The following is a 21706-nucleotide window of genomic DNA, read 5'->3' as shown; positions in this document are numbered from 1 at the left end:
TCCGGCAGGTGAGGAACTGCCAAGTTACCTCTTAAAATAGAGAGGATTGTGGTATGTTCAATGCGATAAAAAAGATGCGTGGAACTCGGGCCATTCCGGCGTCATGTCCGCGCGCCATCCGTTCGCGAATCCCGCAAGCGGAGCGGCCAGCACCGCGCCCCCCTTCCAGACCGCGGGCGTCGCGCTCAAGGCCAGCCTGGGGCGGCCTGTTTCGCGCCATTCGGGCACCTGTCGCAGCCCCTCTTCACCCAAAGCGCGGATCTTGGCACCGGAAATCTCGGGCCCGGCCAAGACCCATTTGCCATCCCAAGCTTCGTCAGGTGCCGAAACCCGAGCCTCCACGGCCTTGAATTCCCTGCAAATCCAAACACTCATCCCTTCTGGCACCAACAGGCAGCCGCTGAGCGAACCCGCCCGCCCGTCGGTTATGGCCTTCATGGCCTGCTCGACCGCCGCCTGACGCGGGGGATATCCCTGCCCTGCGATCCAGGCAATGCATCCTACCAATACGCGGCGCCGGATTTCCTTGGGTAATGCGGTAAAACCGGCCCTGTCCACCCTTACGTCGCCTTGTTCGACCTGGGCGACCTTCCTTGCGGATTCCTGCGCAAACACACCCAGGGCTGCATGGGCCTGCGCCAGATTGTCGGCCACTCGCGACAGTGAAAGCGCGTCAATTCCCAGAGGTTTGAGGCCGGACACGGCCTCTCGTGCCTTGATCCGGTCGAAACGAGGGTCCTGATTCGACGGATCTTCGACCCATGTTGCGCCGATACCGGACAGGTAGGTTCGCAGGTCCTTTCGGGTGATCCCCAGCATAGGTCGCAGCAATGTCACACCTTCCCGTTGCCGACTTGCCGACATACCGGACAGTCCCGTGACACCTGATGAACGACCCAGTCGCATCAACAACGTTTCCGCCTGATCATCCGCTGTATGCCCCAACGCGATGGCCTCGATTCCGCGCTGTTGTGCCCAACCGGCAAGCAGGCTGTAACGCGCCTTGCGGGCCTCATCCTGAACATTGCCGGCTCCGTCCCAACCCGCCCAATGCAAAATGTCATGCGGCAACCCCAATGCAGCGGCCTGGCGGGACACTGTCACGGCCTCCTGCGCTGCGCCGGGGCGCAAACCGTGATCGACCGTGGCCACAAAAAGGGTGATCTCTTCGTTTTGGGCGACTTGATGCAAGAAATGCATCAACGCAACGGAATCCCCACCGCCCGAGACCGCCACGCCCAGTTTACGCGGAAGCCTTTCGGGAAGCCGGGCGCGAAGCTCTGCAAGCAGGTTTTCGCCGTGTCGTTTCAAGAACACCCCAGCGCAGACATCTCTTGCGTCGCAGCCGCAAACGCCGGTGCGGATGGAAAGCGCACGCCAACTTCATTGAGCGTGATGCAGGCCTGATCGGTCTGCCCCAGACGCCCCAGCGCCGCGCCTAACTCGAACAGGGCCTCGGGGGCAAATGCTCCTTCGGAATCTCCGGTGAAGCTTGCCAAGAATGCCCGTGCCGCTTCGCGGGTGTCGCCAAGACCTTCAAGCGCATGACCCCGTTTCAGATTCGCTTCGGGCGCCAGAGGACTGCCGGGATAGTTCGCGTCAAACTGCGCAAACAAATCAGCCGCAGTCTGGTAATCGCCATCGGCCAGTGCTTGCGATGCCGCGTCGAAATCCGCCCGCTCGCCCACGGCCAGTTCACTCTGATCGGTTTGGGATGGTGTGGCAGGCGTGATGACGGCCGTACCTACATCTGCGTCCTCTCCGCCCAGTGTGCTGGTCGGTTCGCCTGAAATCTCGCAATTTGCCTCCAGCTCGCACAGGCGGAACTCCAGATCTCCGATGCGATTGGTCCCGTCCGAGACAATGTTCTGCACACGCTGGTTCAGCTGCTCGGTCTGACGGGTCAGGCGTTGCAGTTCCGCTTCAATGGCGTCAACCCGTTCGAGAATCGAACTGCCGGACAGGTTTGGCGCGGGCGATCCTGTGGTGGAAAACTCGCGCTTCAGACGCTGAATTTCCACATGCAGCACCGTCAGTTCCTGACGTATGTCGGCCAGGGTCTGTTGATCCTGTGCCTGTGCAACACCGGCCGTCGCCATGACTGCCGCCAATACCCATCCTGCCATACGCATCGTCTTACCCCAGCGTTGATCCGGTCAGCACCGTCACTGCGCGGCGGTTTTTGGAATAGCACTCCTCGGTGCTGCAAATCTCAATCGGGCGCTCCTTGCCGTAGCTGACGGTTTTGAGACGGTTGCCTGCAACACCGCGCGAAATCAGATACTCCCGAGCGGCATTTGCGCGACGCGCACCCAGCGCAAGGTTGTATTCGCGGGTGCCCTGCTCGTCCGCGTGACCTTCGATCGTGGCAACGAAATCCGGATTGGCCAGAAGCCAGTCCGCTTGCCCTTGCAACACGGTCTGCGCCTGTGGTGTCAGGGTCGACTGGTCCACTGCGAACAGAACACGATCCCCGACGGTCTGCTGGAAATACGCAGGCGAACGCGGGTCACTGGGCGAGCCCGGTACGATCGCACCAGTGCCACCGGCACCGCCCAATGCGGATGGGTCATTGTTCGTACAGGCGGCGATCACACTCAGCGCGCCCAACGCCAGGACTTTGCTCAATACATTCATTTCAAGTGCCTCGTGTTTTGATTATTGCCGCCTGTCTACCACAGGGACGATTCGTTGTGAACTTTGCTGCGATCAATTCTGTAGTGGGCCCCATGACGGATCACTGCCGCCATCCGGCGTACGCACAGGGCGCAGGTTTCGACCCGAGATGTCCACTGAATACAGCGAGGCCCGGCCACTGGCCCCCTGCGTTTCACGGGTGAACATGATGACGCGGCCATTGGGCGACCAGGTTGGGCCTTCATCCAGAAATGAGGCGGTCAACAAGCGTTCTTCTGATCCGTCCGTGCGCATCACCCCAATGTGGAAGCGGCCCTGATTTTGCTTGGTAAAGGCAATCAGATCGCCGCGCGGCGACCATACCGGCGTGCCGTAACGCCCTGCGCCAAAGCTGATCCGCGTTGCCTCGCCGCCATTCGCGGGCATCACGTAAAGCTGCGGCGTACCAGAACGGTCGCTTTCAAACACGATCCGGCTGCCATCCGGCGAATAGCTGGGTGCGGTTTCAATCGCCGGAGTGTTGGTCAGACGGGTGCTTTTCCCCGAGGCCAGATCCATTTTCCACAGATCCGTGTTTCCGCCTTGAATCAGAGAATACACGATCGACCGGCCATCTGGCGAAAAGCGGGGCGAAAAACTCATGGTTCCGTCCTGCGTCTTCAGCTCCTGCCGTTTCACGCGGCCCACATCCAGAACATAGATACGCGGGCTGCCGCTTTCATAGCTGGTGTAAAGCAACCGATCGCCGGTAGGCGAAAACCGCGGTGCCAGAACGATTGCGGCACTGTCAGTCATGTACTGCACATTCGCCCCGTCATAATCCATGATCGCCAGTCGCTTCAGGCGCTGGTTTTTCGGCCCGCTTTCCGAAACGAAGGCCACACGGCTGTCGAAATACCCGCCCTCACCTGTGATCCGGCTATAAACTTGGTCCGCCACCTTATGCGCCATACGCCGCCAACCTTCGGTGGTACCCGCCAGTTGCAACCCATTGCCCAGTTCCTGACCCGAAAACACATCCCAGACCCGGAACCGAACCGTGAGGTTCTTGCCCGAAACATTGACCGCCCCCGTGATCAGCGCATCCGCATTGATCGCTTTCCAATCGGCAAACTGAACTGGTGCTTCGAAACTGCTGACCCGACTGATGAAGGCATCCGAAGATATCTCGCGGAACAACCCCGTTCCCGTCAGATCAGCCGCCACCACGCGCGAGATGTCCTGTGCATATTGCGACGCTGACGGGCCATCGGGGACAAAGTTCGGTACCGCAAAGGGCAAGGGTTCGATAATGCCCTGGTCCAACTCCAGTCGCAGGGGACCGTTCTGTGCAAGAACCGGCGCAGACATCAGCGTCAGGCCGACAAAGAGGCTGGTCAGAAGTTTCATCATTTGATCCGCATCCTCTCGGGATTGAATGTAATCTCAACATCCTGCCAATGAGCGTATTTGTCAGCAGGCAAGTCATATCCTCTGGCCCCGCAGCGCAAAATCGCGCGCCGGGCGGCCTGATAGGCCTGATTGGCCGCGCCAGCAGACCCGCCGGAACTGTCCAGCATCCGAATGCTGCCATCCACAACCGTACCATCACGGTTCAGCGAAAAAGCTACAACGACCACGGTGCTCAGCGCATCCGTAGACAAAGAGCCCACGTTCCAGCATTTGGACACGGCCAATCGCATCGCGTCCTTCTCGCCGCTGGTCAGCGGTGGGCCGGAAGGCTCGGTTCCGCCGCCCAAAGCTTCGGCCAGAGCGTCATTGATCGCGGCCTCGTCGGCTTGCGCGTCAGGTTCAGGTGCCGCCTCGGGCGTCTGCGCCACAACAGGTTCGGGCGGTGGGCTTGGGCGGTTCGGACGCACCCGCGGTCGCGGTGACGTAAGCGGAGACTGCTCTTTGGTTTCCTCTGCCTCGGTCACGATTTCGGGGGCCGCTTCTTCCGGCGCAGTCTGATCCTGTTGTTCCTGCTGAACCTCGGCGCCTTCGTCCAGAGACACCGGCGGCGTTTCGAAATCATCCGGTTTTGCCTCGGGCGGTGGTGGCGCTATGGCCTCGGGGGCGACACGATCCGACGGGCGCGGCTGCGCCTCGGGCCCTGGTGGCACAGGCTGTGCAACAGGTTCGACCTCGGGCTCTGTCAGTACCGGCGGCTCATCCGGCACGTCCGGTTCCGGCGGCGCTTCGACGATAACAGGAGCGGGCTCAGGTTCGGGTTCGGCGGGCGCAACAGGTTCAGGGCGCGGCTGTTCCTCGACCACAGGTTCGGGCGGCTTGGTCTCAGCCTGTGGTTCGGGCGGCTGTTGCAATGCCGTCGGCACCTCCGGGATCGCAGGCGCATCCCGCTGCGCCGTCATGGCAGCGAATTGTTCAGCGGTGATCACGGTCACATCCTGTACGGCCATCGGCAACGGCTCGGACCGGAAGGTGCCGCCGAACAGCGCCGCTCCGATCAGGCTGACATGCGCAATCGCCGAAATCTTGGTGCCGGTATCCACCGTGCGGCCTCACTCTCCACCTTCATCCAGCGTCGGCCCGCCCGTATCGGTCACAAGCCCAACGTTGGAAAACCCGCCTGCGTTCAGCGCACCCATGACCTGCATGACCTGGGCGTAAGGAATTGCGCCATCGGCGCGCAGGAAAACCCGGTCACTGCTCCGCTCTGCGGCGATGGCCCGCAGTTTGCCGATCAGCTCTTCGCGCAACACGTCAGTTGTTTGAATTTGCACCCGTCCATCTGCCGTCAGGGTCACGGTCAACGGTTCTTCATTGTCACCGGGCAAAGCACTGGCAGCGGTCTTGGGCAGATCCACCGGAACACCGACGGTCAGCAGTGGCGCGGCCACCATGAAGATAATCAGCAAAACCAGCATGACATCCACAAACGGGGTCACGTTGATCTCGGCCATGGGCTGCGCGCGACCGCGACGTCGACCGCGTCTGCGCCCGTTTCCACCCGAGGATTGCTGAACCGCCGCGCCCATTGTCAGCTGTCCAACTGGCGCGACAGGATGGTGGCGAATTCATCGGCAAAGGCTTCGTACCCGCCCACGATGCGGTCACAGTCTGCACTGAGCTTGTTGTAAAAAATTACTGCCGGGATCGCCGCCAGAAGGCCCAGCCCCGTCGCCATGAGGGCCTCGGCAATACCTGGGGCCACGACCGCCAGGTTGGTATTCTGCTGCTCTGCGATTTCGACAAAGGCATTCATGATGCCCCAGACGGTACCAAACAGGCCGATGAACGGCGCAGTCGATCCAACCGTGGCCAGAATGGGCAGACCTTTCTGCAAAGTCTCTGCCTCTTTCGCAATGGCCACATCCATGGACCGGTCTATCCGCGCGGTCGCTCCGGCAATCAATCCCCCGTCGTTTCGGTGCGACCTTCGCCATTCGATCATTCCGGCAGCAAAAATCTTTTCGGAACTGCCATCCGGCTGGGTTCCGATCTGCTCGAACAACTCGTCCAAAGGGTTGCCGGACCAAAAGCTCTCGTCAAATGCCTGCGCCTCGCGACGGGCCGCGCGGTAATTGATCAGCTTCTGGATGATGATGCCCCAGGACCAGATGGATGCGCCGATCAGCATCAACATCACCAATTTGACGATAAAGGTCGCGCGGGCATACAGCCCCCACATGGAGAAATCGATCTCCTGCGCCAGCGCCAGCGTTTCAGCTTCCATGAACCTGCTCTTTGTTTTGCCTGACGGCCGTTTGTTTGGCCTTGTTTTGCCAAACGCTAACGCAGTTGGGGCTGAAATGCCAACATAACCACCCCTGAGACGCAAATTGTTACATCAATGCGCGAATCTCTGCCGGAAGCCGGATCGGCCTGCCGTCCTTGTTGATGCAAACGGCAGTGACCGAGGCGCGAAAAATCTCGGTCTCGCCACGCCGGACCAGCTGCGCCATGGTCAGCCGCACGCCCGAGATTTCCGTGACTTCGGTTTCAACGATCAACTCGTCATCGAACCTGGCGGGCGCAAGGTAATCGGCCTCGACCCGCCGCACGACCCACACAATGCCCTCTTCCCGCATCGCGTTCTGGTCATTGCCCAGATTGCGTACCCAATCCGAACGCGCACGTTCGATATACCGCAGATAGTTCGCGTGATAGACGACGCCACCCATGTCGGTGTCTTCATAATATACGCGAACCGGATAGGTATGTTTCATTGCAGTGGCTCCAGCCGGGCAAACAACCTGAGCGCATGAGACGCATCCTGCGCAGAACCCGGCAAAACCGGATCATAGGCTGCCCGAATCAACGCAGCAATATCGGGGCGCAGGATCGTCGTTTCACCTGCCACAGCCAGCGGAGATTGCTTCCGAAACGCAGTATCAGACCAAAGCAGGATGGTCTGCACTACCTGGCTCAGCGCCAGCGTTTCCGCCGGTATCTTGGACAACTGCGTGTCCATGCGCAGAAAAACAAAAGCCGCTCGGATCGCGCCATCTTCTTCGAACCGGAAAACGCGGTACTGGTTTGCATCCGCTTCAACCAAGCGCCCGACCAACGGTGCCAGTTCGGGAATCAGACGATCAAGATCCGGCACGTCCAGCAGCTCTTGCCAATCCCGAAAGAAGAAGATCATGCAGTTGGCACCAAGCTCGGGGTCGGTTTCGGCCATTTTGTGACCGGCCAAGGTGACAACAGCCTCGAAGGCACCCTTCACAGTGGACAGCGTTTCATCTTCAACACCAAACACAATCGGCACGATCGGCCGCCCCCAACGCGCAAACAGAAACTCACCGCTTTCGCGCGTGAACAGCGCCTCAATCTCTTCCGGTGTCACGCCCCGCCCTTCATCTTTTCGAAAATACTCTCGCCGAAGGCATAAATTTTCCAAGCGCAAGCTTCAACCAAACAGATCGCTCTGCCGCTTGGGCGCAGCCATTCCCAAATGCGTCCAGGCCTTCTGCGCCAACATCCGCCCACGCGGTGTTCGCTGGATCAACCCCTGTTGCAACAGATAGGGCTCGATCACTTCTTCCAGCGAATCCCGGCTTTCCGATAGCGCCGCCGACAAGGTCTCAATTCCAACCGGCCCGCCGGCATAGTTTTCGGCGATCAGTTTCAGATAACGCCGGTCGGCGCCATCCAGCCCCAGTTTGTCTACACCCAGGCGCGTCAGTGCGCCATCCGCAAGACCGCGCGTGATCCGCCCATCCCCTTCGACAATGGCGAAATCCACCACCCGGCGCAGCAGACGTCCGGCGATGCGCGGTGTCCCGCGCGACCTGCGCGCAATCTCGCGTGCGCCCTCATCATCCGCCGGAGCGCCGAGTTTCCGCGCGTTTCGGGTTACGATCTCATGCAGCTCGTCCACGGTGTAGAACTGCAACCGGGTTGGAATACCAAACCGGTCGCGCAAAGGTGTGGTCAGCAAACCCATGCGCGTCGTGGCTCCGACAAGCGTGAAGGGTTGCAACTCGATCCGTACGGTTCGCGCAGCGGGCCCCTCGCCGATCACCAGATCAAGCTCGAAATCTTCCATCGCGGGGTAAAGCACCTCTTCCACCGCCGGGTTCAGGCGGTGGATTTCGTCGATGAACAGGACATCACGTGCTTCGAGATTGGTCAGGATCGCAGCCAGATCACCCGCTTTCGCCAGAACCGGCCCGGACGTCATGCGAAAATTCACCCCCAGTTCACGCGCCATGATCTGCGCCAGCGTCGTCTTGCCCAATCCCGGAGGGCCATGGAACAACGTGTGATCCATCGCCTCGCCCCGTTGGCGGGCAGATTGGATGAAGATGCGCAGATTGGCGCGTGCCTCGGCCTGACCGATGAACTCATCCAAGCCCTGCGGGCGCAATGCGCGGTCATTGTCCTCGGGCAATGGGTCCGGGCGCACAGTGGGATCAGCGTCTACCATTGATTCAGCCTTTCGGAGCCAGCAATTGCAGGGCAGCACGGATCAAACCCGCTTCGTCTGCATCCGGGTTGTTGGCGGCCGCCTCGGCAACCGCGGCTGCTGCATCCGACGGCCCATAACCCAGATTGGACAAGGCTGACAGCGCACCCGCTGATGCCGCAGCGGCCCCGGAGGCCGGTTTTGGCGTTCGCTTCGCAACAGGCGCTGCCTCGACAGGCTCGACAACTTCGATCGAAGGGCCATCCATCGCATCGGTCACCGTGCCGCCCATGGCCATTACGCCCGGCGCCTTGTCCTTGAGATCCAAAACAATCCGCTGCGCCGTTTTCGGCCCCACGCCTTTCGCCGCCTTGACCGCCGCCCAATCTCCCAGTGCGATTGCGCGGCTGACACCGTCCGGCCCCAGCGCGCTGAGGATCGCCAGAGAGACTTTCGCTCCGACCCCCTGAACCGAGCACAAAAGGCGGTGCCATTCCTTCTCGACCAGCGAGAGAAAGCCATAAAGCTGCATCAGGTCCTCGCGCACGACCATGTCCGTATAGATCGAGACCGCCTCGCCCACACCCGGCAGTGCGGCCATGGTCCGATCAGAGCAATAGACGATGTAGCCAACGCCACGCACATCGATCAGCACGTGATCCGCCGCGCGGTAGTCCAAGCGACCTGTAAGTTTGCCAATCATGCCCGCACCTCTTTCACACGCACCTGTTGCGTCTTGCCGTAATAGGCATGGCAGATCGCAATCGCCAGCGCATCTGCCGCATCCGGCCCTTTAGGCTGACATCCGGGCAATTGCAGTTTGACCATGTGCAGCACCTGCTCTTTCTCGGCATGACCCACACCAACCACGGTCTTTTTGACGCGGTTGGGTGCGTATTCCCCCACCGGCAATCCGGCCTGTGCCAGCGTCAGCAGCGCAACACCCCGCGCCTGGCCCAGTTTGAGCGTACCGGCGCCATCCTTGTTCACAAAGGTCTGTTCGATGGCCGCCTGGTCCGGTCGGTGATCGGCGATGACTTCGACAATCTGGTTGTGAAGAGACAACAGCCGCTCACCCAGATCATCCCCATCCGACTTGCACAAACCGTTGGCCACATGGCTCAGGCGGCTGCCATTTGATTCGATGACGCCCCACCCCAGGGTCCTAAGCCCCGGATCAATGCCCAGAATTCGCATGTTTTGCCTCGGCCTGCTCGGGTTCTGTGATCTTTTTCCAACGCCTAGCACGAAGCGTGAACATTTTCCAAGCGAATTGACCCAAGGCCTGAAAACGACACACCTGTCCCATGGGCGACTCAACGCGCCATTTGCGACTTCAAAAAGTCTGAATTCGACACTTTTGTGAACGCGTTTTCACCAATTTTTTAAGGGGATTTCAGCCTTTTCGAGCATTGCAGGAAACGCATAGGACACATGCAAAAACTGAACTTGTGCAGGTGATTTGGCGGCACTAGATGCCGGGCAGATCGCAAGACTGCAAAGTGAACACCAACCAGAAGGAAACAGGATATGGCTGCACTGGACACCACCCGCTTCGCCTCCACTGGCTCGTTCGGCCTCGTTGGCCGTATCGGCGCATTTTTCGTATCGGCCGTGAACGCCGCCGTCGAATGGAATGACGCCCGCGTTACCCGCAACGCGCTGACCGGTCTGAGCGATCGTGAACTGGAAGATATCGGCCTGTGCCGTGGCGACATCGACGCCATCGCTCAAGGTCGCCGGTAATACCGACCACCACTCGCATTCGCCCCTACTTCCTCCCTTGAGGGGCAAACAGAAACACCGCGCGCCCCAGGCACGCGGTGTTTTTTTCCGAAAACCGAGATTCAGTACATAATCTTGTTGAGCTGGGCGGCAATCGCCTGTGACACCGGGTCGATCTGCATCACCCAGGCACCGGCTTTTTCGACCGATGTGCCTTCGTTCAAACTGTCGATCCGGTATTGGTATCCGGTCGGGCCAAGGCTGGACAAAAGAAACGCTTTGAACGCTATGACACCCAACAGCGTAAGCAACAGCACCCTGGCCGGCACTGCCGAGCTTACCCGCTGCGGTTTCATGACGACCAGACCATCCCTGCGCATCGTCGCGCGATAGCCACGGCTCATCTTTTGATGTTTTTTGTTCAGGCGATTAACGCGCTGAGTGAACTCCAGTTGTTTACCCGTCATGGCAGCCTCCAAAAACCGCCCCCCTCGACTTCAGTCAGAAAACGGTAAAAAGAGATTACGACAAAAACGTGGCAAAATTCCACAAAACTCCTGCAAATGGCCTAGTTTGCGCCCTGTTTCATTAAGATTAGGGTCGTCCATTCACCAATCTCACCTCTATGAGCAAGATTGAATTCATTTTGAGAATAAACGGACACCACATCATCGGCCTGTTCGTTGAGGATCCCCGACAGGATTGCATACCCTCCGGGACGCAGATTCGCCGCGATTTCCGGCGAGAGGGCGACCAGAGGACCTTTGAGAATATTGGCAAAGATCAGGTCGTAGGGCGCGTGCGCCCTGAGATCGGGGTGGTCGAAACCCGCGGCTTCCACGCACCGCACGGCACCGGACATCCCGTTCGCCTTGAGGTTGGCTTCGGCCACGTCAACGGCCACTTCATCAATATCGCTGGCAATGATGTCACCGTCCCAGACCCGGGCTGCGGCCATGGCCAGAACGGCGGTGCCGCAGCCGATATCCGCCACTTTCGTCGCGGTGAAGCCTTCGTCCAGCAATCTGTCAAAGGCCTTGAGGCAACCCAACGTCGTACCATGGTGGCCGGTGCCAAAGGCCATTGCGGCCTCGATCAGCAAAGGGATGCGGCCTTCGGGCAGCTTGTCGGCATCATGGCTTCCATAGACAAAGAAACGCCCCGCCTCGACGGGCGCAAGCTCGCGTCGCACATGCGCAACCCAGTCGGTTTCCGGCAGCTCTGAAACAACAAACGGTTTGGCGTCGAACGCGGCGGCCAGAACCGCCAGTGCGGTTTCGTCCGGGGCTTCGGTGAAATATCCGCCGACCTCCCACAGGCCGGATCCGTCTTCGACCTCGAACACACCAACGCCGGTTGGTTCCGGCTCCAGACGTTCCATCGCCTCGCCCAGACCTTCGGCGGCCTTCTTACCTGTCAGCGTCGTCAGTGCGGTGAATGTGGGCATTGGGGCCTCCTGTCTCGATTGACACCGCGCCTAGGACGCCGCGCCGTCAAGGTCAAGCGCCGAGGCCTATTCCGCAGGGGCGGGGGCGTATTTGGTCAGGATGGTCTCGTTGCCGGGCTCGGGATGACGCGGGATCAACAGGGACAGCAGCAGCGAAACGATCGCCATCGCCGTGGCCAGGCCAAACACGGCGCCCGGCGACACGACCCAAAGCAGGCCAAGCAAAGCGGGCAAAAACACCGCCGCAATATGATTGATCGTGAAGGCCACCGCAGCGGTCGGCGCGATATCGGCAGGGTCGGCGATTTTCTGGAAATAGGTTTTCAACGCCAAAGCCAGTGCAAACAGCACGTGGTCGATCACATAAAGGGTCGCCGCAAGCAGAACACCCCAGCCGAACCAATAGATGCCGCCATAGGCTGCGAACACGATGGCCAGACCGGTGTATTCGAATATCAGCGTGCGCCGCTCACCGAACTTTGCAACCGCCTTTCCCAGCAATGGGGCGGCCAGCATGTTGATCATCAGGTTGATCAGGTAAAGGCTGGTGAGCTCATGCACTTCAAAGCCGAATTTCTCGACCATCATGAACCCGGCAAAGACGACAAATATCTGCCGCCGCGCGCCTGCCATGAACTGCAATGCATAATACAGCCAATACCGGCGGCGCAGGATCAGCTTCTTGGTCTGCGGCGTGGGCGCATCGAATTGCGGATAGGCGAACAGACAGAACAGGGCCAGCGCAGCCGTAACACCACCCGACGCCATGAATACAAAGTTGTAGGACAGATCAAAGCGATCCCAGGTCAGTACGATCAGCCCATACACCACCATGGTCGCCGCCGATCCCATCGCAACCAGCCATCCCAGCACCTGCGGAGCACGATCCTTGGGCAGCCACTGCAATTGAAGCGACTGGTTCACGGTCTCGTAGTAATGGAACCCGATCGAGCTGAACAAGGTCACGAAAAGCAACCCGCCCAGGCTGGGGAACCACGCGGTCACCGCCGTTGCGACACCAAGCATCATCAGAGAGATCATCGCCAGCACCTGCTCGCGAATGAAAATGATGACGGCAATCACGCCAACCGCCAGAAACCCCGGAATCTCGCGCACCGTATGCAGCAGACCGATATCCGCGCCATCAAAATTCGCCACCTCAATAACGAAGTTGTTCAGCAGCGCGCTCCATGCGTTGAACGCAATGGGCATGGTCAGCGCCATCATGAACAACAGCGTGATGGGGCGGCGCCAGAACGGCAGGCTCTTAGCCTCGGCAAGGGGCATGGGTTTCAGCATGAGCCCCCTCTACGCCCATTTCACCGCTTTGGCGAGAGGGAAGCGGTCTGCGCACAATCACCCTGCACAGATGCAGAGGTCAATAAAAATTCTGTGGGTCAATATCGACGGTCAGACGGATATCACCCTTCAGACGCAATGGGGCGATCCAGCGGGCAATGGCATCCTGAATCGGCGCCCCTTTCGGGGCTTTCACCAATAAGCGTACTCTGTGGCGGCCACGTATACGTGCAATGGGTGCCGGCGCCGGGCCAAAGACCTGAGCACCGATCTGCGTCAAAGGTGTATCGTTGCGTGCCATTGCATTGCCGATATCGAAAACCGGCCCGACCTCGGGGCCCGACAACACGATCCCGGCCATGCGACCATAGGGCGGCACGCCTGCCGCCTGCCGACCCGCTGCCTCGGCTTTCCAGAACCCTTCCTCGTCACCCGACAGGATGGCCCGGATCACCGGGTGTTCCGGTTGAAATGTCTGCAACAACGCCTGCCCCGGCTTGTCCGCCCGTCCCGCGCGCCCGGCCACTTGCCGCATCAATTGAAACGTACGCTCAGCCGCGCGCAGGTCCGCGCCATGCAGGGAAAGGTCAGCGTCGATCACACCGACCAATGTGAGTTTGGGAAAGTTGTGGCCCTTGGCCACCAGCTGCGTACCGATGATAATATCGGCATCCCCGGCGGCGATCTCTTCAATCTTGGCCTTCAAGGCCCGCGCCGAACCGAACAGATCAGAGCTCAGCATCGCGATGTTTGCCTCTGGGAAGGTCGCCTCGGCTTCTTCCGCCAGCCGTTCGATCCCCGGCCCGACCGGGGCCAGCTTGCCTTCCACGCCGCAAGAGGGGCAGGCTTCGGGCATCGGCTTGGTTTCACCGCATTGGTGGCACATCAGCCGCTTGAGAAACCGATGCTCGACCATGCGTGCGTCGCAATGATCACAGGCGATCTGCTCACCGCAGGCCCGGCACAACGTGACCGGCGCATAGCCACGGCGGTTGATGAACAATAGCGATTGTTCGCCTTTTTCGATCCGCTGCTGCACCGCTTGCCGCAAAGACGGAGAAACCCACGTTCCGGGAGTCATCTGTTCGGCCCGCATGTCGATGGGCTTCATCTCGGGCAATACCGCCGCTCCAAAGCGCGAGGTCAGGTCGAGCCGTTCATATTTGCCGGCCTCGGCATTGGCCCAGCTTTCCAGCGAAGGCGTCGCGCTGGCCAGAATCACCCGGGCGCCACAGATCGCCGAGCGCAGAACTGCCATGTCGCGGGCGCTGTAGTGCACGCCGTCTTCCTGTTTGTAGGACGTGTCGTGTTCTTCATCGACCACCACAAGCCCCAGATCGCGGAATGGCAGAAACAGCGCCGACCGGGCGCCCACGACCAGTTGCGCATTCCCCTGTCCGACCATCCGCCAGACCCGGCGCCGTTCCGTCATCGTCGCGCCGGAATGCCATTCCGCCGGGCGCGCACCGAACCGCGCCTCGACCCGGGTCAGAAATTCTGCGGTCAGGGCAATCTCGGGAAGCAGAACCAAGGCCTGCCGCCCCATGCGCAACGCCTCGGCCACGGCCTCCAAATAGACCTCGGTCTTGCCGGAACCGGTAACGCCTTTCAGCAGCGTGGTGCCGTAATCGCCTGTCCGCTGCCCGGCCTGAAGCCGTTTGACCGCCGCTGCCTGATCCGCGGTCAGGTCTTTCCCGGGCAGGTCCGGATCAAGATGCGGATAAGGCAGGTCGCGCGGGCTGTCCTCTTCGCGCACGGCGCCTTGTTTGACCAACCCCTTGACAACAGATGACGTTACACCTGCCTGTTCGGCGAGTTCCTTCAAGGTAAAGGCCAGCCCGCCATAATCCCGCAATACCTCCAGAACCCGGGTCCGGGCATCGGTCATTCGGTCAGGTTCAGTATCACCCAGCCGGTAGACCTTGCGCATAGACGGCGGATCACCCAGGCCCGGTGCCCGCGTCGCCAGACGCAGCATCGCAGGCATTGGCGTCAGAGTGTAATCGGCAACCTTCTCCAGAAACACCCGCATCTCTTCGCGCATCGGAGCAACTTCGAGAACCCGGATCACCGACCGCGCCTTGCTCAGATCAAAACCACCCTGCCCCGGCCCCCAGACCACCCCCAGCACCTTGCGCGGGCCCAAAGGAACCTCGACAAACGCGCCCAGAACGCACCCGCCTTCGGGCGCTTTGTAATCCAGCGTCCGGTCAAGCGGCTGCGTTGTCAGCACCGCAACCAGCTCTCCTTGGTCGAAAAATCCGTTAGCGCTCACGGCATGTCCTTCGCAGGGGGTTCCAGCAGGGGTCTCTTTGAGGTAAAGCCATCCGCGACCAAGGCCAACCCATCAAAGGACTGCCCTCATGAAATTCTTCGTAGACACAGCCGAAATCGACGCCATCGCCGAACTGAACGATCTGGGCATGGTGGACGGCGTAACCACCAACCCTTCGCTGATCCTGAAATCGGGTCGCGACATTCTGGAAGTAACCAAAGAAATTTGTGAGCTGGTCGACGGCCCGGTATCGGCAGAGGTTGTCGCTACCGAAGCTGACGACATGATCGCCGAAGGCCGCAAGCTGGCCAAGATCGCGCCGAATATCGCCGTGAAGGTTCCGCTGACATGGGCGGGCCTGAAAACCTGCAAAACGCTCAGCGACGAAGGCCAGATGGTCAACGTGACCCTCTGTTTCTCGACCAATCAGGCGATTCTGGCTGCAAAGGCGGGCGCGACATTCATCTCGCCATTCATCGGACGGCTTGACGATATCAACCTCGACGGCATGGACCTGATCGCAGACATCCGTCAGGTCTATGACAACTACGGGTTCGAGACCGAAATTCTTGCCGCATCGATCCGTACCGTCAACCACGTGACCGACAGCGCCCGCATCGGGGCCGACGTGATCACTGCGCCGCCTGCCGTCATCAAGAAACTGGCCGACCATCCGTTGACGGACAAAGGTCTGGAAACCTTCCTCGCGGACTGGGCCAAAACCGGTCAGAAGATCCTCTGATCCCAGACCCGACCGCTCGGCGCCGAAAGGCGCCGCGCCCGGCCCAACGGCCAAATGCCTGATCTGTGATCAGGCATGGCGGGCGGGAGCCCCTGCGCCACAGCATGCAAGGAAACCCACCCTTGCATGCATTTTTTCCAAGGCAAATCCGGACCGGCATGTTATAAGCCGCGACAACAAAAAAGACCGGACGGAACATGAGCAGCAATCCCAAACTCGAGGATAACCTCCGCGCGGCAATTCTGGCCGAGCCGGATGTCGTGCTGGACGACAAAGACCTGATGCAGGCGCTTGTCGCAGCCAACGAGCAAGCACGCGGCGACAACGTGATTGATCTGCGCGGCATTGCGATGCAACGGCTCGAGGCCCGGCTGGATCGTCTGGAAGACACCCACCGTTCCGTCATCGCCGCGGCCTATGAAAACCTTGCGGGCACCAATCAGGTCCACCGCGCCATTCTGCGATTGCTGGAACCTGTCGAGTTCGAAGATTTCCTGCGCGCGCTGGGCGCCGATGTGGCGGACATCCTGCGCGTCGACAGCGTTACGCTGGTTCTGGAAACCACCGTGGTTCAGAACGATCCTGCGATTGACACGCTGGGTGGTGTCCTGACGATCGCGGAACCCGGCTTCATCGACCGATATCTGACCATTGATCGCGGTGGCCCCGCACGGGACGTGATCTTGCGGGAAATCCATCAGCCAAGCCGCCGCATTTTCGGGTCACAGGCCGATCAGCTTCGTTCCGAGGCCTGCCTGAAGCTTGACCTCGGGGCCGGTCGTCTTCCGGGCATGATCGTCATGGCAGCCCGCGACCCGCGGCATTTCACTCCGCAGCTGGGCACCGATCTTCTGGCCTTTTTTGCCGGCGTATTCGAACGCTCGATGCGCCACTGGCTGTCGTGAGCCTGATCTCACCCGCCTGCCGCGACGCGCTTCAGCATTGGCTGGACAGCCTCGGCGCACTGGCCGGACGATCCGAGAACACGCAAAACGCCTATCGAGGCGATGTCGTCGAGTTTCTGTCGTTCATGACCCTGCATCACGCCGAACGGCATGGCCTGAAAGCACTGGAACGGATCACGGTGTCGGATATGCGCGCCTGGATGGCGGATCAGCGCGGCGCAGATGTCAGCGCGCGGTCTTTGGCGCGCAAACTGTCGGCGGTCAAAAGCTTCTACCGTTGGCTGGCAGAGCGTGAGGGGTTCGAGCCCACCGCCGTTCTGTCCACCCGCGCGCCAAAATTCACCAAGAAACTGCCCCGTCCACTGGCCGAAGACGCAGCCCGCGCCATGATCGATACAGTGGAACTGCAATCCACGTCGGACTGGGTCGCAGCCCGCGACGTCGCGGTTGTCACGCTGCTTTATGGATGCGGACTGCGCATATCCGAGGCACTGTCCCTGACCGGTTCGGACGCACCTTTGCCCGCCACGCTGCGCATCGTCGGCAAAGGCGACAAAGAGCGGGTCGTACCGGTTCTTCCCGCGGCTCGGGAAGCGGTCGACAGATACCTGAAGCTATGTCCCCATCCGCAAGCACAGGACAAAGCCCTGTTTCGCGGCGTCCGAGGAGGGGCACTGAACCCGCGCGCGATCCAAGGGGTCATGGCCAAGGCACGTATGCAATTGGGCCTGCCATCTACTGCAACGCCCCACGCCATGCGGCACAGCTTTGCCACCCACCTGCTTACAGCCGGAGGCGACCTGCGTGCCATTCAGGAACTTCTGGGCCACGCCTCCTTGTCGACGACGCAGACCTATACGGCAGTGGACACAGCGCGGTTGATGGAGGTCTACAACCGCGCGCATCCCAAAGCCTGACTTATCCATCATTCGAAAACCCGGGCTTTTGGTTTGCATCTCGGACGCGCATCGGTCATGACGCTTGCATGACACTCAGATTCAAAGCTCTTTCCGTTCATCTCTTCACTGCAACAGGCGCTGTTTTTGCCATGCTGGCCATGCTGGCTGCCGTCGAAGAGAAATGGAGCCTTATGTATCTTTGGCTGGTCGTGTCTTTCATCGTGGACGGTATCGATGGCCCGCTGGCGCGACATTATCACGTCAAGCACAACGCGCCCGAGTTCGACGGCGTTCTGCTGGATCTGATCATCGATTACCTGACCTATGTGTTCATCCCGGCCTTTGCCCTGTTCAAGTCGGGGCTGATGGACGGCTGGACCGGATGGTTCGCGATCATCGTCATCACCTTTGCCAGTGCGATGTATTTCGCGGATACACGCATGAAGACCAAGGACAATTCCTTTTCCGGCTTTCCCGGGTGCTGGAACATGTTCGTCATCGTGATCTTCGCGCTGGAGCCGAACTTCTGGATCATCCTGCTGCTGGTCACGCTGCTGTCGCTGGCCATGTTTCTGCCACTGAAATTCGTTCATCCCGTCCGCACCGAGCGCTGGCGCAGCCTGACCTTGCCGATGGCGCTGGCATGGACGTTCTTCGCGGGTTGGGCCGCCTGGGTCGATTTTCACCCCGAAAGCTGGGCCCATTGGGGGCTGGTCATCACCAGCCTGTACCTGACCTTCGCAGGCATCGCCCAACAGGTTGTTCCGCAGCGCCACGCCTGACGCAGCGCTGCCCGTCCCGTTTTACAGAACGTCCTGAACCTCGAATTCGGTGCCGTTATGGGTAAAGACGTCGCCCTTTTGCAGACCTGCCATCGCCAGATAAATCGGGCTTTGGGTTGAAATGCCCATATAGGTCTTGCCGTCCACCTCGAACCGCGTCGTCGAGACACACACGACAAATCTGCGGTTGTTGAACTTGATCACGGCACCCGGCTTGACCGTGTCGGTCAGACTGAAATCGGTATTTTCGATGACGTCAATCTTGGCATGATGCGCATGGACCGGGGCGTCAAAGGCAGCCGCCAGATCGGCGTTCTCACGCGATGCGGCAATGTCATCCTTGTCGTGACCTTCCCGGTCGTCCAATTGAGCATCTTTCAAAAACGCGTCGTAATGCGCCTGCGCTGTTGCAAGCTCTTGCGCTTCAAGCGACATCAACCGGTCGATAATGGCCTTCTTGCGGGCTGCACGGTCTTGTTCAGTGGTCATGCAATGCGGTCCTTCAAATTCAGCAACGGTTACAAGTTGTGTCTGCAAAAAGCGGATTGCAACCGAATTTCGACGCTCAGATCAAAAGACCTGCCGCCCGCTCATGCCGCAACAGGGCAACTTTCGTCTCAACACCACCGTCGCCCGAGAAACCACCCAGGCCATTTGCGGCCAGAACCCGGTGGCAGGGAATGATCACGGGAATGGGGTTTGCGCCGCAGGCCTGGCCAACCGGCTGGGCGGACTGCCCCAGTTCTTTGGCGATATCGCCATAGGTGCGCGTTTCTCCTAGAGGGATGGCATACATCAGGTCACAGACCTGCTTTTGAAACTCTGATCCGTCAATGCGATACGGCAGATCGAAACGGTCAAGCCGCCCTTCATCATAGGCCATCAACTGGGCGGCGGCTTCGCGCAGCAGCGCGGTCGGCTCTCCTTCGTCCCTGCCGTTCCAGACAAGCCGCGTAAGGGCCCCGTCTGTTTCTTCAACACCAAGTCGCCCGAACCGGGTTTCAACGGAAATCATCGCCATGGACCGACGGTTTCAGATCAAAGCGCCCAGCGCAAGCGCGGGAGTGTGCAAGGCTACGCAAAACGTCATTTTTGGGCATTGGTGCCATTCATGATACGCTTCTGCCGTTACTTAAAGAGATTTTGGAGAACGCAATGGGTCGGCATTTGATCCTCACGGTACATGGAATCGGTGAACAAAAACCCGGCGAAACCGTCGACCAGGTGGTCGGCGCGGCCACAACCTGGCTGGATGGAAACCCCAGACCACCGATCGAAGTCGAACGCGGCATGATCGAACTTGCCGAATCCACCTTCGACGGAAATCCAAGAAATGCAGAGCTGTTCGAAGTCAATCTGCGCACGGTGACCGACCCGGCTGTTCCTCAGGACAAGGCCCTGTTTGCCGAAGTTTATTGGGCTGATCGCTCTCCGGCCCCGAAAGGAGCGATCAAAACCGTGCTGGATCTGATCTGGGTCGTTCTGGCGTTGGGATATCTGGCGATGGACAATGTCGAGCAAACCCACAGCCGCAGGGGCGTTGCCTCGGACCAACCAAATGGCAGGAATACACTGGCGGCACAGCTGGTACATCTTTTCACATGGATCTTCTTCGGTGCGGTTGCGACGCTGAACGTCTTTTTGCTGATCGGTGCCGCAGCGGTCATGACCGACCGGATACCTGTCTCGGTTTTCCAGAACCCTACCCTGTTGTTCTGGCTGCTGTTCGGGCTGTACGCCGGCGGGGCCATCGTCGGGCTGGGGCAAGGCCGATCCGCGCCGACCTATCTCAGGCGGGTTTTCTGGCGCGGAATGCTCGGAATAGGAACAGCACTGACCCTGTGCCTGGTCATTGGACCGCTGGGCCTGAAATTTTGGGCCTGCGTCCCTTCCGACACGGAAAGCTGCCCACCGGCCCTGGAGCAATTCGTGGCTTTTCAGGTTTTTCTGCTGTCCATCTTCTGGGCTGTACTTATCTTCCTGACGATCATCCTTTACGCGCTGTCTCTGGCGAAACTTCAGATCAATGATACGCTAACAGAGCACAGGCGCCTGTACCCCAGCATATGCGCAGGCATGCTGGTTTTCTGGATGTTCTTCATTTCCGGTCTCTGGTTGACCATAGAGCAATTGCTGGAAACTGTTACGGGCCTGTCCGGCGGTCAACTGCAACGTCTTTTTGAAAGCAATTTGAACGAGTCCATCGAAACACTCAGCGTGGCCTTTGTGGCCATCGTTCTGTTGGGGTTCGTTGGCGTCGGGCTTTTTGCAGGCCGCAAGACATACAAGGCCAACCTTCACACCCGCAGCGGTCTGATCAGCCGGGCGATTGTGAACCGGCTGGCACAGTGGGTCTTTCTGTTTGGTACAATCGTGCTGGTTCTGGTCACGATCCGAGAGATCGCGGCCAACCAGAATTTTGAGGCCGCATGCAACTTGGGAATAGGTGAAACCAACCTGATCTCTTGGGCTTTGGACAGGTTGGCCTGTTCGCAGGGCGAAATCGGCCTGGTCGTTCTTGGTGCAACTGCATTGATGTACCGGTTTTCTGATTTTGTTTCCGCCGGGCTGGGCGTGGCACGGGATATCGTCACCTACGCCATTCGCGACAAGTGCTATCTGGGAAAAGACCTGGAAACGCGGCAACGCAACTATCCGGATCGCAAGGCGATAGACGAGCGTTTCTATCGCACTTTGTACTATGTTCTCGATATCTTTCCAGCGGATCATATCACGGTGATATCCCATTCGCAGGGCACCGTGATTGCCACACAGATGCTTACGGACCCACGTGTCCAAAAGCGTATTGGCAACCGACCTCTGACTCTCGTTACGATGGGTTCCCCGGTCACGCATATCTATCAGCGCTATTTTCCCGAAATGTTCACACTTGCGGCCAGTCATCTGAACGCCGCGTGGTTCAACATCTTCCGGCAGGACGATTTTGTTGGAACGGAAATCGAGGGGGGGCTGATTTTTGCGAACCGGAACATCCCGGTCGATCCCGGAGGGCATACCGGTTACTTCACGGATTACCAGGTTTGGAAAGCGCTGACGGACCCTGCCATTGGCTTTGATCTGTTCAATCCTGTCCCGCAGGCAGTGCAGACATAGGCAGGAAAGCCCCCCCGAGTGAACCCGAGG

At 59.6% G+C, this 21706-nt stretch carries 24 protein-coding genes; 6 read left to right on the top strand and 18 right to left on the bottom strand.

Going from position 1 to position 21706, the window contains the following annotated elements; translation table 11 throughout:
- Nucleotides 1-57: 57 nt before the first annotated feature.
- The 12 genes from tilS to ruvC all read right to left on the bottom strand — a co-directional run bounded on the left by tilS (nucleotide 58) and on the right by ruvC (nucleotide 9685).
- Nucleotides 58-1317 (bottom strand): tRNA lysidine(34) synthetase TilS, encoded by a 1260-nt coding sequence (gene tilS / locus NOR97_RS03415; protein ID WP_306978947.1) that lies wholly within the window; start codon nucleotides 1315-1317, stop codon nucleotides 58-60.
- Nucleotides 1308-2132 carry a tol-pal system protein YbgF gene (ybgF, locus tag NOR97_RS03410; protein ID WP_257600213.1) on the bottom strand — a complete coding sequence of 275 codons (825 nt, stop codon included), beginning with the start codon at nucleotides 2130-2132 and terminating at the stop codon, nucleotides 1308-1310. Before ybgF ends, tilS begins: the two co-directional genes overlap by 10 nt.
- Nucleotides 2133-2136: 4 nt before the next feature.
- Complete coding sequence (gene pal, locus NOR97_RS03405) at nucleotides 2137-2637, bottom strand: peptidoglycan-associated lipoprotein Pal (RefSeq protein ID WP_170344975.1); 501 nt, start codon at nucleotides 2635-2637, stop codon at nucleotides 2137-2139.
- Nucleotides 2638-2709: 72 nt separating this feature from the next.
- Nucleotides 2710-4029 (bottom strand): Tol-Pal system beta propeller repeat protein TolB, encoded by a 1320-nt coding sequence (gene tolB / locus NOR97_RS03400; protein WP_170344974.1) that lies wholly within the window; start codon nucleotides 4027-4029, stop codon nucleotides 2710-2712.
- Complete coding sequence (locus NOR97_RS03395) at nucleotides 4026-5129, bottom strand: energy transducer TonB (protein WP_257600212.1); 1104 nt, start codon at nucleotides 5127-5129, stop codon at nucleotides 4026-4028. Before NOR97_RS03395 ends, tolB begins: the two co-directional genes overlap by 4 nt.
- A gap of 9 nt (nucleotides 5130-5138) precedes the next feature.
- A complete protein-coding gene (gene tolR, locus NOR97_RS03390) occupies nucleotides 5139-5615 on the bottom strand; it encodes a protein TolR (protein WP_152457226.1) in 477 nt (158 codons plus the stop codon).
- A gap of 2 nt (nucleotides 5616-5617) precedes the next feature.
- Nucleotides 5618-6313, bottom strand: a complete 696-nt coding sequence (gene tolQ / locus NOR97_RS03385) for a protein TolQ (RefSeq protein ID WP_257600211.1) — start codon at nucleotides 6311-6313, stop codon at nucleotides 5618-5620.
- A gap of 109 nt (nucleotides 6314-6422) precedes the next feature.
- On the bottom strand, nucleotides 6423-6806 hold the full coding sequence (gene ybgC, locus NOR97_RS03380; protein ID WP_170344971.1) for a tol-pal system-associated acyl-CoA thioesterase: 384 nt from the start codon (nucleotides 6804-6806) through the stop codon (nucleotides 6423-6425).
- On the bottom strand, nucleotides 6803-7426 hold the full coding sequence (locus NOR97_RS03375) for a hypothetical protein (RefSeq protein ID WP_257600210.1): 624 nt from the start codon (nucleotides 7424-7426) through the stop codon (nucleotides 6803-6805). Before NOR97_RS03375 ends, ybgC begins: the two co-directional genes overlap by 4 nt.
- Nucleotides 7427-7489: 63 nt before the next feature.
- Nucleotides 7490-8509 carry a Holliday junction branch migration DNA helicase RuvB gene (ruvB, locus tag NOR97_RS03370; RefSeq protein ID WP_171117487.1) on the bottom strand — a complete coding sequence of 340 codons (1020 nt, stop codon included), beginning with the start codon at nucleotides 8507-8509 and terminating at the stop codon, nucleotides 7490-7492.
- A gap of 4 nt (nucleotides 8510-8513) precedes the next feature.
- Nucleotides 8514-9191, bottom strand: coding sequence for a Holliday junction branch migration protein RuvA (ruvA, locus tag NOR97_RS03365; protein WP_170344968.1), 678 nt, complete (start codon nucleotides 9189-9191; stop codon nucleotides 8514-8516).
- Nucleotides 9188-9685, bottom strand: coding sequence for a crossover junction endodeoxyribonuclease RuvC (ruvC, locus tag NOR97_RS03360; RefSeq protein ID WP_170344967.1), 498 nt, complete (start codon nucleotides 9683-9685; stop codon nucleotides 9188-9190). Before ruvC ends, ruvA begins: the two co-directional genes overlap by 4 nt.
- A gap of 333 nt (nucleotides 9686-10018) precedes the next feature.
- Between ruvC and NOR97_RS03355 the strand changes: the two genes are divergently transcribed.
- Nucleotides 10019-10234 (top strand): DUF1127 domain-containing protein, encoded by a 216-nt coding sequence (locus tag NOR97_RS03355; protein WP_170344966.1) that lies wholly within the window; start codon nucleotides 10019-10021, stop codon nucleotides 10232-10234.
- Nucleotides 10235-10335: 101 nt separating this feature from the next.
- Here NOR97_RS03355 and NOR97_RS03350 read toward each other — a convergent pair whose 3' ends face one another.
- From NOR97_RS03350 to NOR97_RS03335, 4 genes are all read right to left on the bottom strand, one after another.
- Entirely contained in the window at nucleotides 10336-10680 is a 345-nt protein-coding gene (locus NOR97_RS03350) for a hypothetical protein (RefSeq protein WP_257600209.1), read from the bottom strand.
- Nucleotides 10681-10781: 101 nt separating this feature from the next.
- Complete coding sequence (locus tag NOR97_RS03345; protein WP_170344964.1) at nucleotides 10782-11660, bottom strand: 50S ribosomal protein L11 methyltransferase; 879 nt, start codon at nucleotides 11658-11660, stop codon at nucleotides 10782-10784.
- A gap of 66 nt (nucleotides 11661-11726) precedes the next feature.
- On the bottom strand, nucleotides 11727-12959 hold the full coding sequence (locus tag NOR97_RS03340) for an MFS transporter (RefSeq protein ID WP_257600208.1): 1233 nt from the start codon (nucleotides 12957-12959) through the stop codon (nucleotides 11727-11729).
- Between the two features lie 79 nt (nucleotides 12960-13038).
- Nucleotides 13039-15234 carry a primosomal protein N' gene (locus tag NOR97_RS03335; RefSeq protein ID WP_257600207.1) on the bottom strand — a complete coding sequence of 732 codons (2196 nt, stop codon included), beginning with the start codon at nucleotides 15232-15234 and terminating at the stop codon, nucleotides 13039-13041.
- 88 nt (nucleotides 15235-15322) lie between these two features.
- On the opposite strand from NOR97_RS03335, the gene fsa reads away from it, so the two are divergent.
- The 4 genes from fsa (at nucleotide 15323) to NOR97_RS03315 (ending at nucleotide 18562) form a co-directional block, all read left to right on the top strand.
- Nucleotides 15323-15976 (top strand): fructose-6-phosphate aldolase, encoded by a 654-nt coding sequence (gene fsa / locus NOR97_RS03330; RefSeq protein ID WP_117869747.1) that lies wholly within the window; start codon nucleotides 15323-15325, stop codon nucleotides 15974-15976.
- Nucleotides 15977-16173: 197 nt separating this feature from the next.
- Nucleotides 16174-16881 carry a DUF484 family protein gene (locus tag NOR97_RS03325; protein WP_171616316.1) on the top strand — a complete coding sequence of 236 codons (708 nt, stop codon included), beginning with the start codon at nucleotides 16174-16176 and terminating at the stop codon, nucleotides 16879-16881.
- A complete protein-coding gene (locus NOR97_RS03320; RefSeq protein WP_257600206.1) occupies nucleotides 16878-17798 on the top strand; it encodes a tyrosine recombinase XerC in 921 nt (306 codons plus the stop codon). Before NOR97_RS03325 ends, NOR97_RS03320 begins: the two co-directional genes overlap by 4 nt.
- A 68-nt stretch (nucleotides 17799-17866) precedes the next feature.
- Nucleotides 17867-18562, top strand: coding sequence for a phosphatidylcholine/phosphatidylserine synthase (locus tag NOR97_RS03315; protein WP_170344959.1), 696 nt, complete (start codon nucleotides 17867-17869; stop codon nucleotides 18560-18562).
- Between the two features lie 21 nt (nucleotides 18563-18583).
- Here NOR97_RS03315 and NOR97_RS03310 read toward each other — a convergent pair whose 3' ends face one another.
- Together NOR97_RS03310 and NOR97_RS03305 are read right to left on the bottom strand one after the other, a co-directional pair.
- The gene (locus NOR97_RS03310; protein WP_170344958.1) at nucleotides 18584-19051 is read right to left on the bottom strand and encodes a hypothetical protein; all 468 of its coding nucleotides are present in this window, start codon (nucleotides 19049-19051) and stop codon (nucleotides 18584-18586) included.
- Between the two features lie 76 nt (nucleotides 19052-19127).
- Complete coding sequence (locus NOR97_RS03305; protein ID WP_257600205.1) at nucleotides 19128-19583, bottom strand: methylated-DNA--[protein]-cysteine S-methyltransferase; 456 nt, start codon at nucleotides 19581-19583, stop codon at nucleotides 19128-19130.
- Between the two features lie 134 nt (nucleotides 19584-19717).
- Here NOR97_RS03305 and NOR97_RS03300 point away from each other — a divergent pair, with 134 nt between their 5' ends.
- Nucleotides 19718-21676: a hypothetical protein gene (locus tag NOR97_RS03300; RefSeq protein WP_257600204.1), complete on the top strand. Its 1959-nt coding sequence runs from the start codon at nucleotides 19718-19720 to the stop codon at nucleotides 21674-21676.
- Nucleotides 21677-21706 lie beyond the last annotated feature (30 nt).

The sequence above is a fragment of the Ruegeria sp. YS9 genome, assembly GCF_024628725.1.
GTDB lineage: Bacteria > Pseudomonadota > Alphaproteobacteria > Rhodobacterales > Rhodobacteraceae > Ruegeria > Ruegeria atlantica_C.
The sequence above is the reverse complement of the archived record's forward strand: the minus strand, read 5'-3'. Positions and strand labels throughout refer to the sequence as shown.

What these genes read in the sequence shown, in the direction of transcription:
- pal (WP_170344975.1), bottom strand. Translation starts at nt 2,637, where the DNA reads ATGAATGTATTGAGCAAAGTCCTGGCGTTGGGCGCGCTGAGTGTGATC.
- tolQ (WP_257600211.1), bottom strand. Translation starts at nt 6,313, where the DNA reads ATGGAAGCTGAAACGCTGGCGCTGGCGCAGGAGATCGATTTCTCCATG.
- NOR97_RS03300 (WP_257600204.1), top strand. Translation starts at nt 19,718, where the DNA reads ATGGGTCGGCATTTGATCCTCACGGTACATGGAATCGGTGAACAAAAA.
- NOR97_RS03355 (WP_170344966.1), top strand. Translation starts at nt 10,019, where the DNA reads ATGGCTGCACTGGACACCACCCGCTTCGCCTCCACTGGCTCGTTCGGC.
- NOR97_RS03350 (WP_257600209.1), bottom strand. Translation starts at nt 10,680, where the DNA reads ATGACGGGTAAACAACTGGAGTTCACTCAGCGCGTTAATCGCCTGAAC.
- NOR97_RS03305 (WP_257600205.1), bottom strand. Translation starts at nt 19,583, where the DNA reads ATGGCGATGATTTCCGTTGAAACCCGGTTCGGGCGACTTGGTGTTGAA.
- tolR (WP_152457226.1), bottom strand. Translation starts at nt 5,615, where the DNA reads ATGGGCGCGGCGGTTCAGCAATCCTCGGGTGGAAACGGGCGCAGACGC.
- NOR97_RS03325 (WP_171616316.1), top strand. Translation starts at nt 16,174, where the DNA reads ATGAGCAGCAATCCCAAACTCGAGGATAACCTCCGCGCGGCAATTCTG.
- fsa (WP_117869747.1), top strand. Translation starts at nt 15,323, where the DNA reads ATGAAATTCTTCGTAGACACAGCCGAAATCGACGCCATCGCCGAACTG.
- ruvA (WP_170344968.1), bottom strand. Translation starts at nt 9,191, where the DNA reads ATGATTGGCAAACTTACAGGTCGCTTGGACTACCGCGCGGCGGATCAC.
- NOR97_RS03310 (WP_170344958.1), bottom strand. Translation starts at nt 19,051, where the DNA reads ATGACCACTGAACAAGACCGTGCAGCCCGCAAGAAGGCCATTATCGAC.
- ruvB (WP_171117487.1), bottom strand. Translation starts at nt 8,509, where the DNA reads ATGGTAGACGCTGATCCCACTGTGCGCCCGGACCCATTGCCCGAGGAC.
- NOR97_RS03340 (WP_257600208.1), bottom strand. Translation starts at nt 12,959, where the DNA reads ATGCTGAAACCCATGCCCCTTGCCGAGGCTAAGAGCCTGCCGTTCTGG.
- ybgF (WP_257600213.1), bottom strand. Translation starts at nt 2,132, where the DNA reads ATGCGTATGGCAGGATGGGTATTGGCGGCAGTCATGGCGACGGCCGGT.
- NOR97_RS03315 (WP_170344959.1), top strand. Translation starts at nt 17,867, where the DNA reads ATGACACTCAGATTCAAAGCTCTTTCCGTTCATCTCTTCACTGCAACA.
- tolB (WP_170344974.1), bottom strand. Translation starts at nt 4,029, where the DNA reads ATGATGAAACTTCTGACCAGCCTCTTTGTCGGCCTGACGCTGATGTCT.
- ruvC (WP_170344967.1), bottom strand. Translation starts at nt 9,685, where the DNA reads ATGCGAATTCTGGGCATTGATCCGGGGCTTAGGACCCTGGGGTGGGGC.
- ybgC (WP_170344971.1), bottom strand. Translation starts at nt 6,806, where the DNA reads ATGAAACATACCTATCCGGTTCGCGTATATTATGAAGACACCGACATG.
- NOR97_RS03345 (WP_170344964.1), bottom strand. Translation starts at nt 11,660, where the DNA reads ATGCCCACATTCACCGCACTGACGACGCTGACAGGTAAGAAGGCCGCC.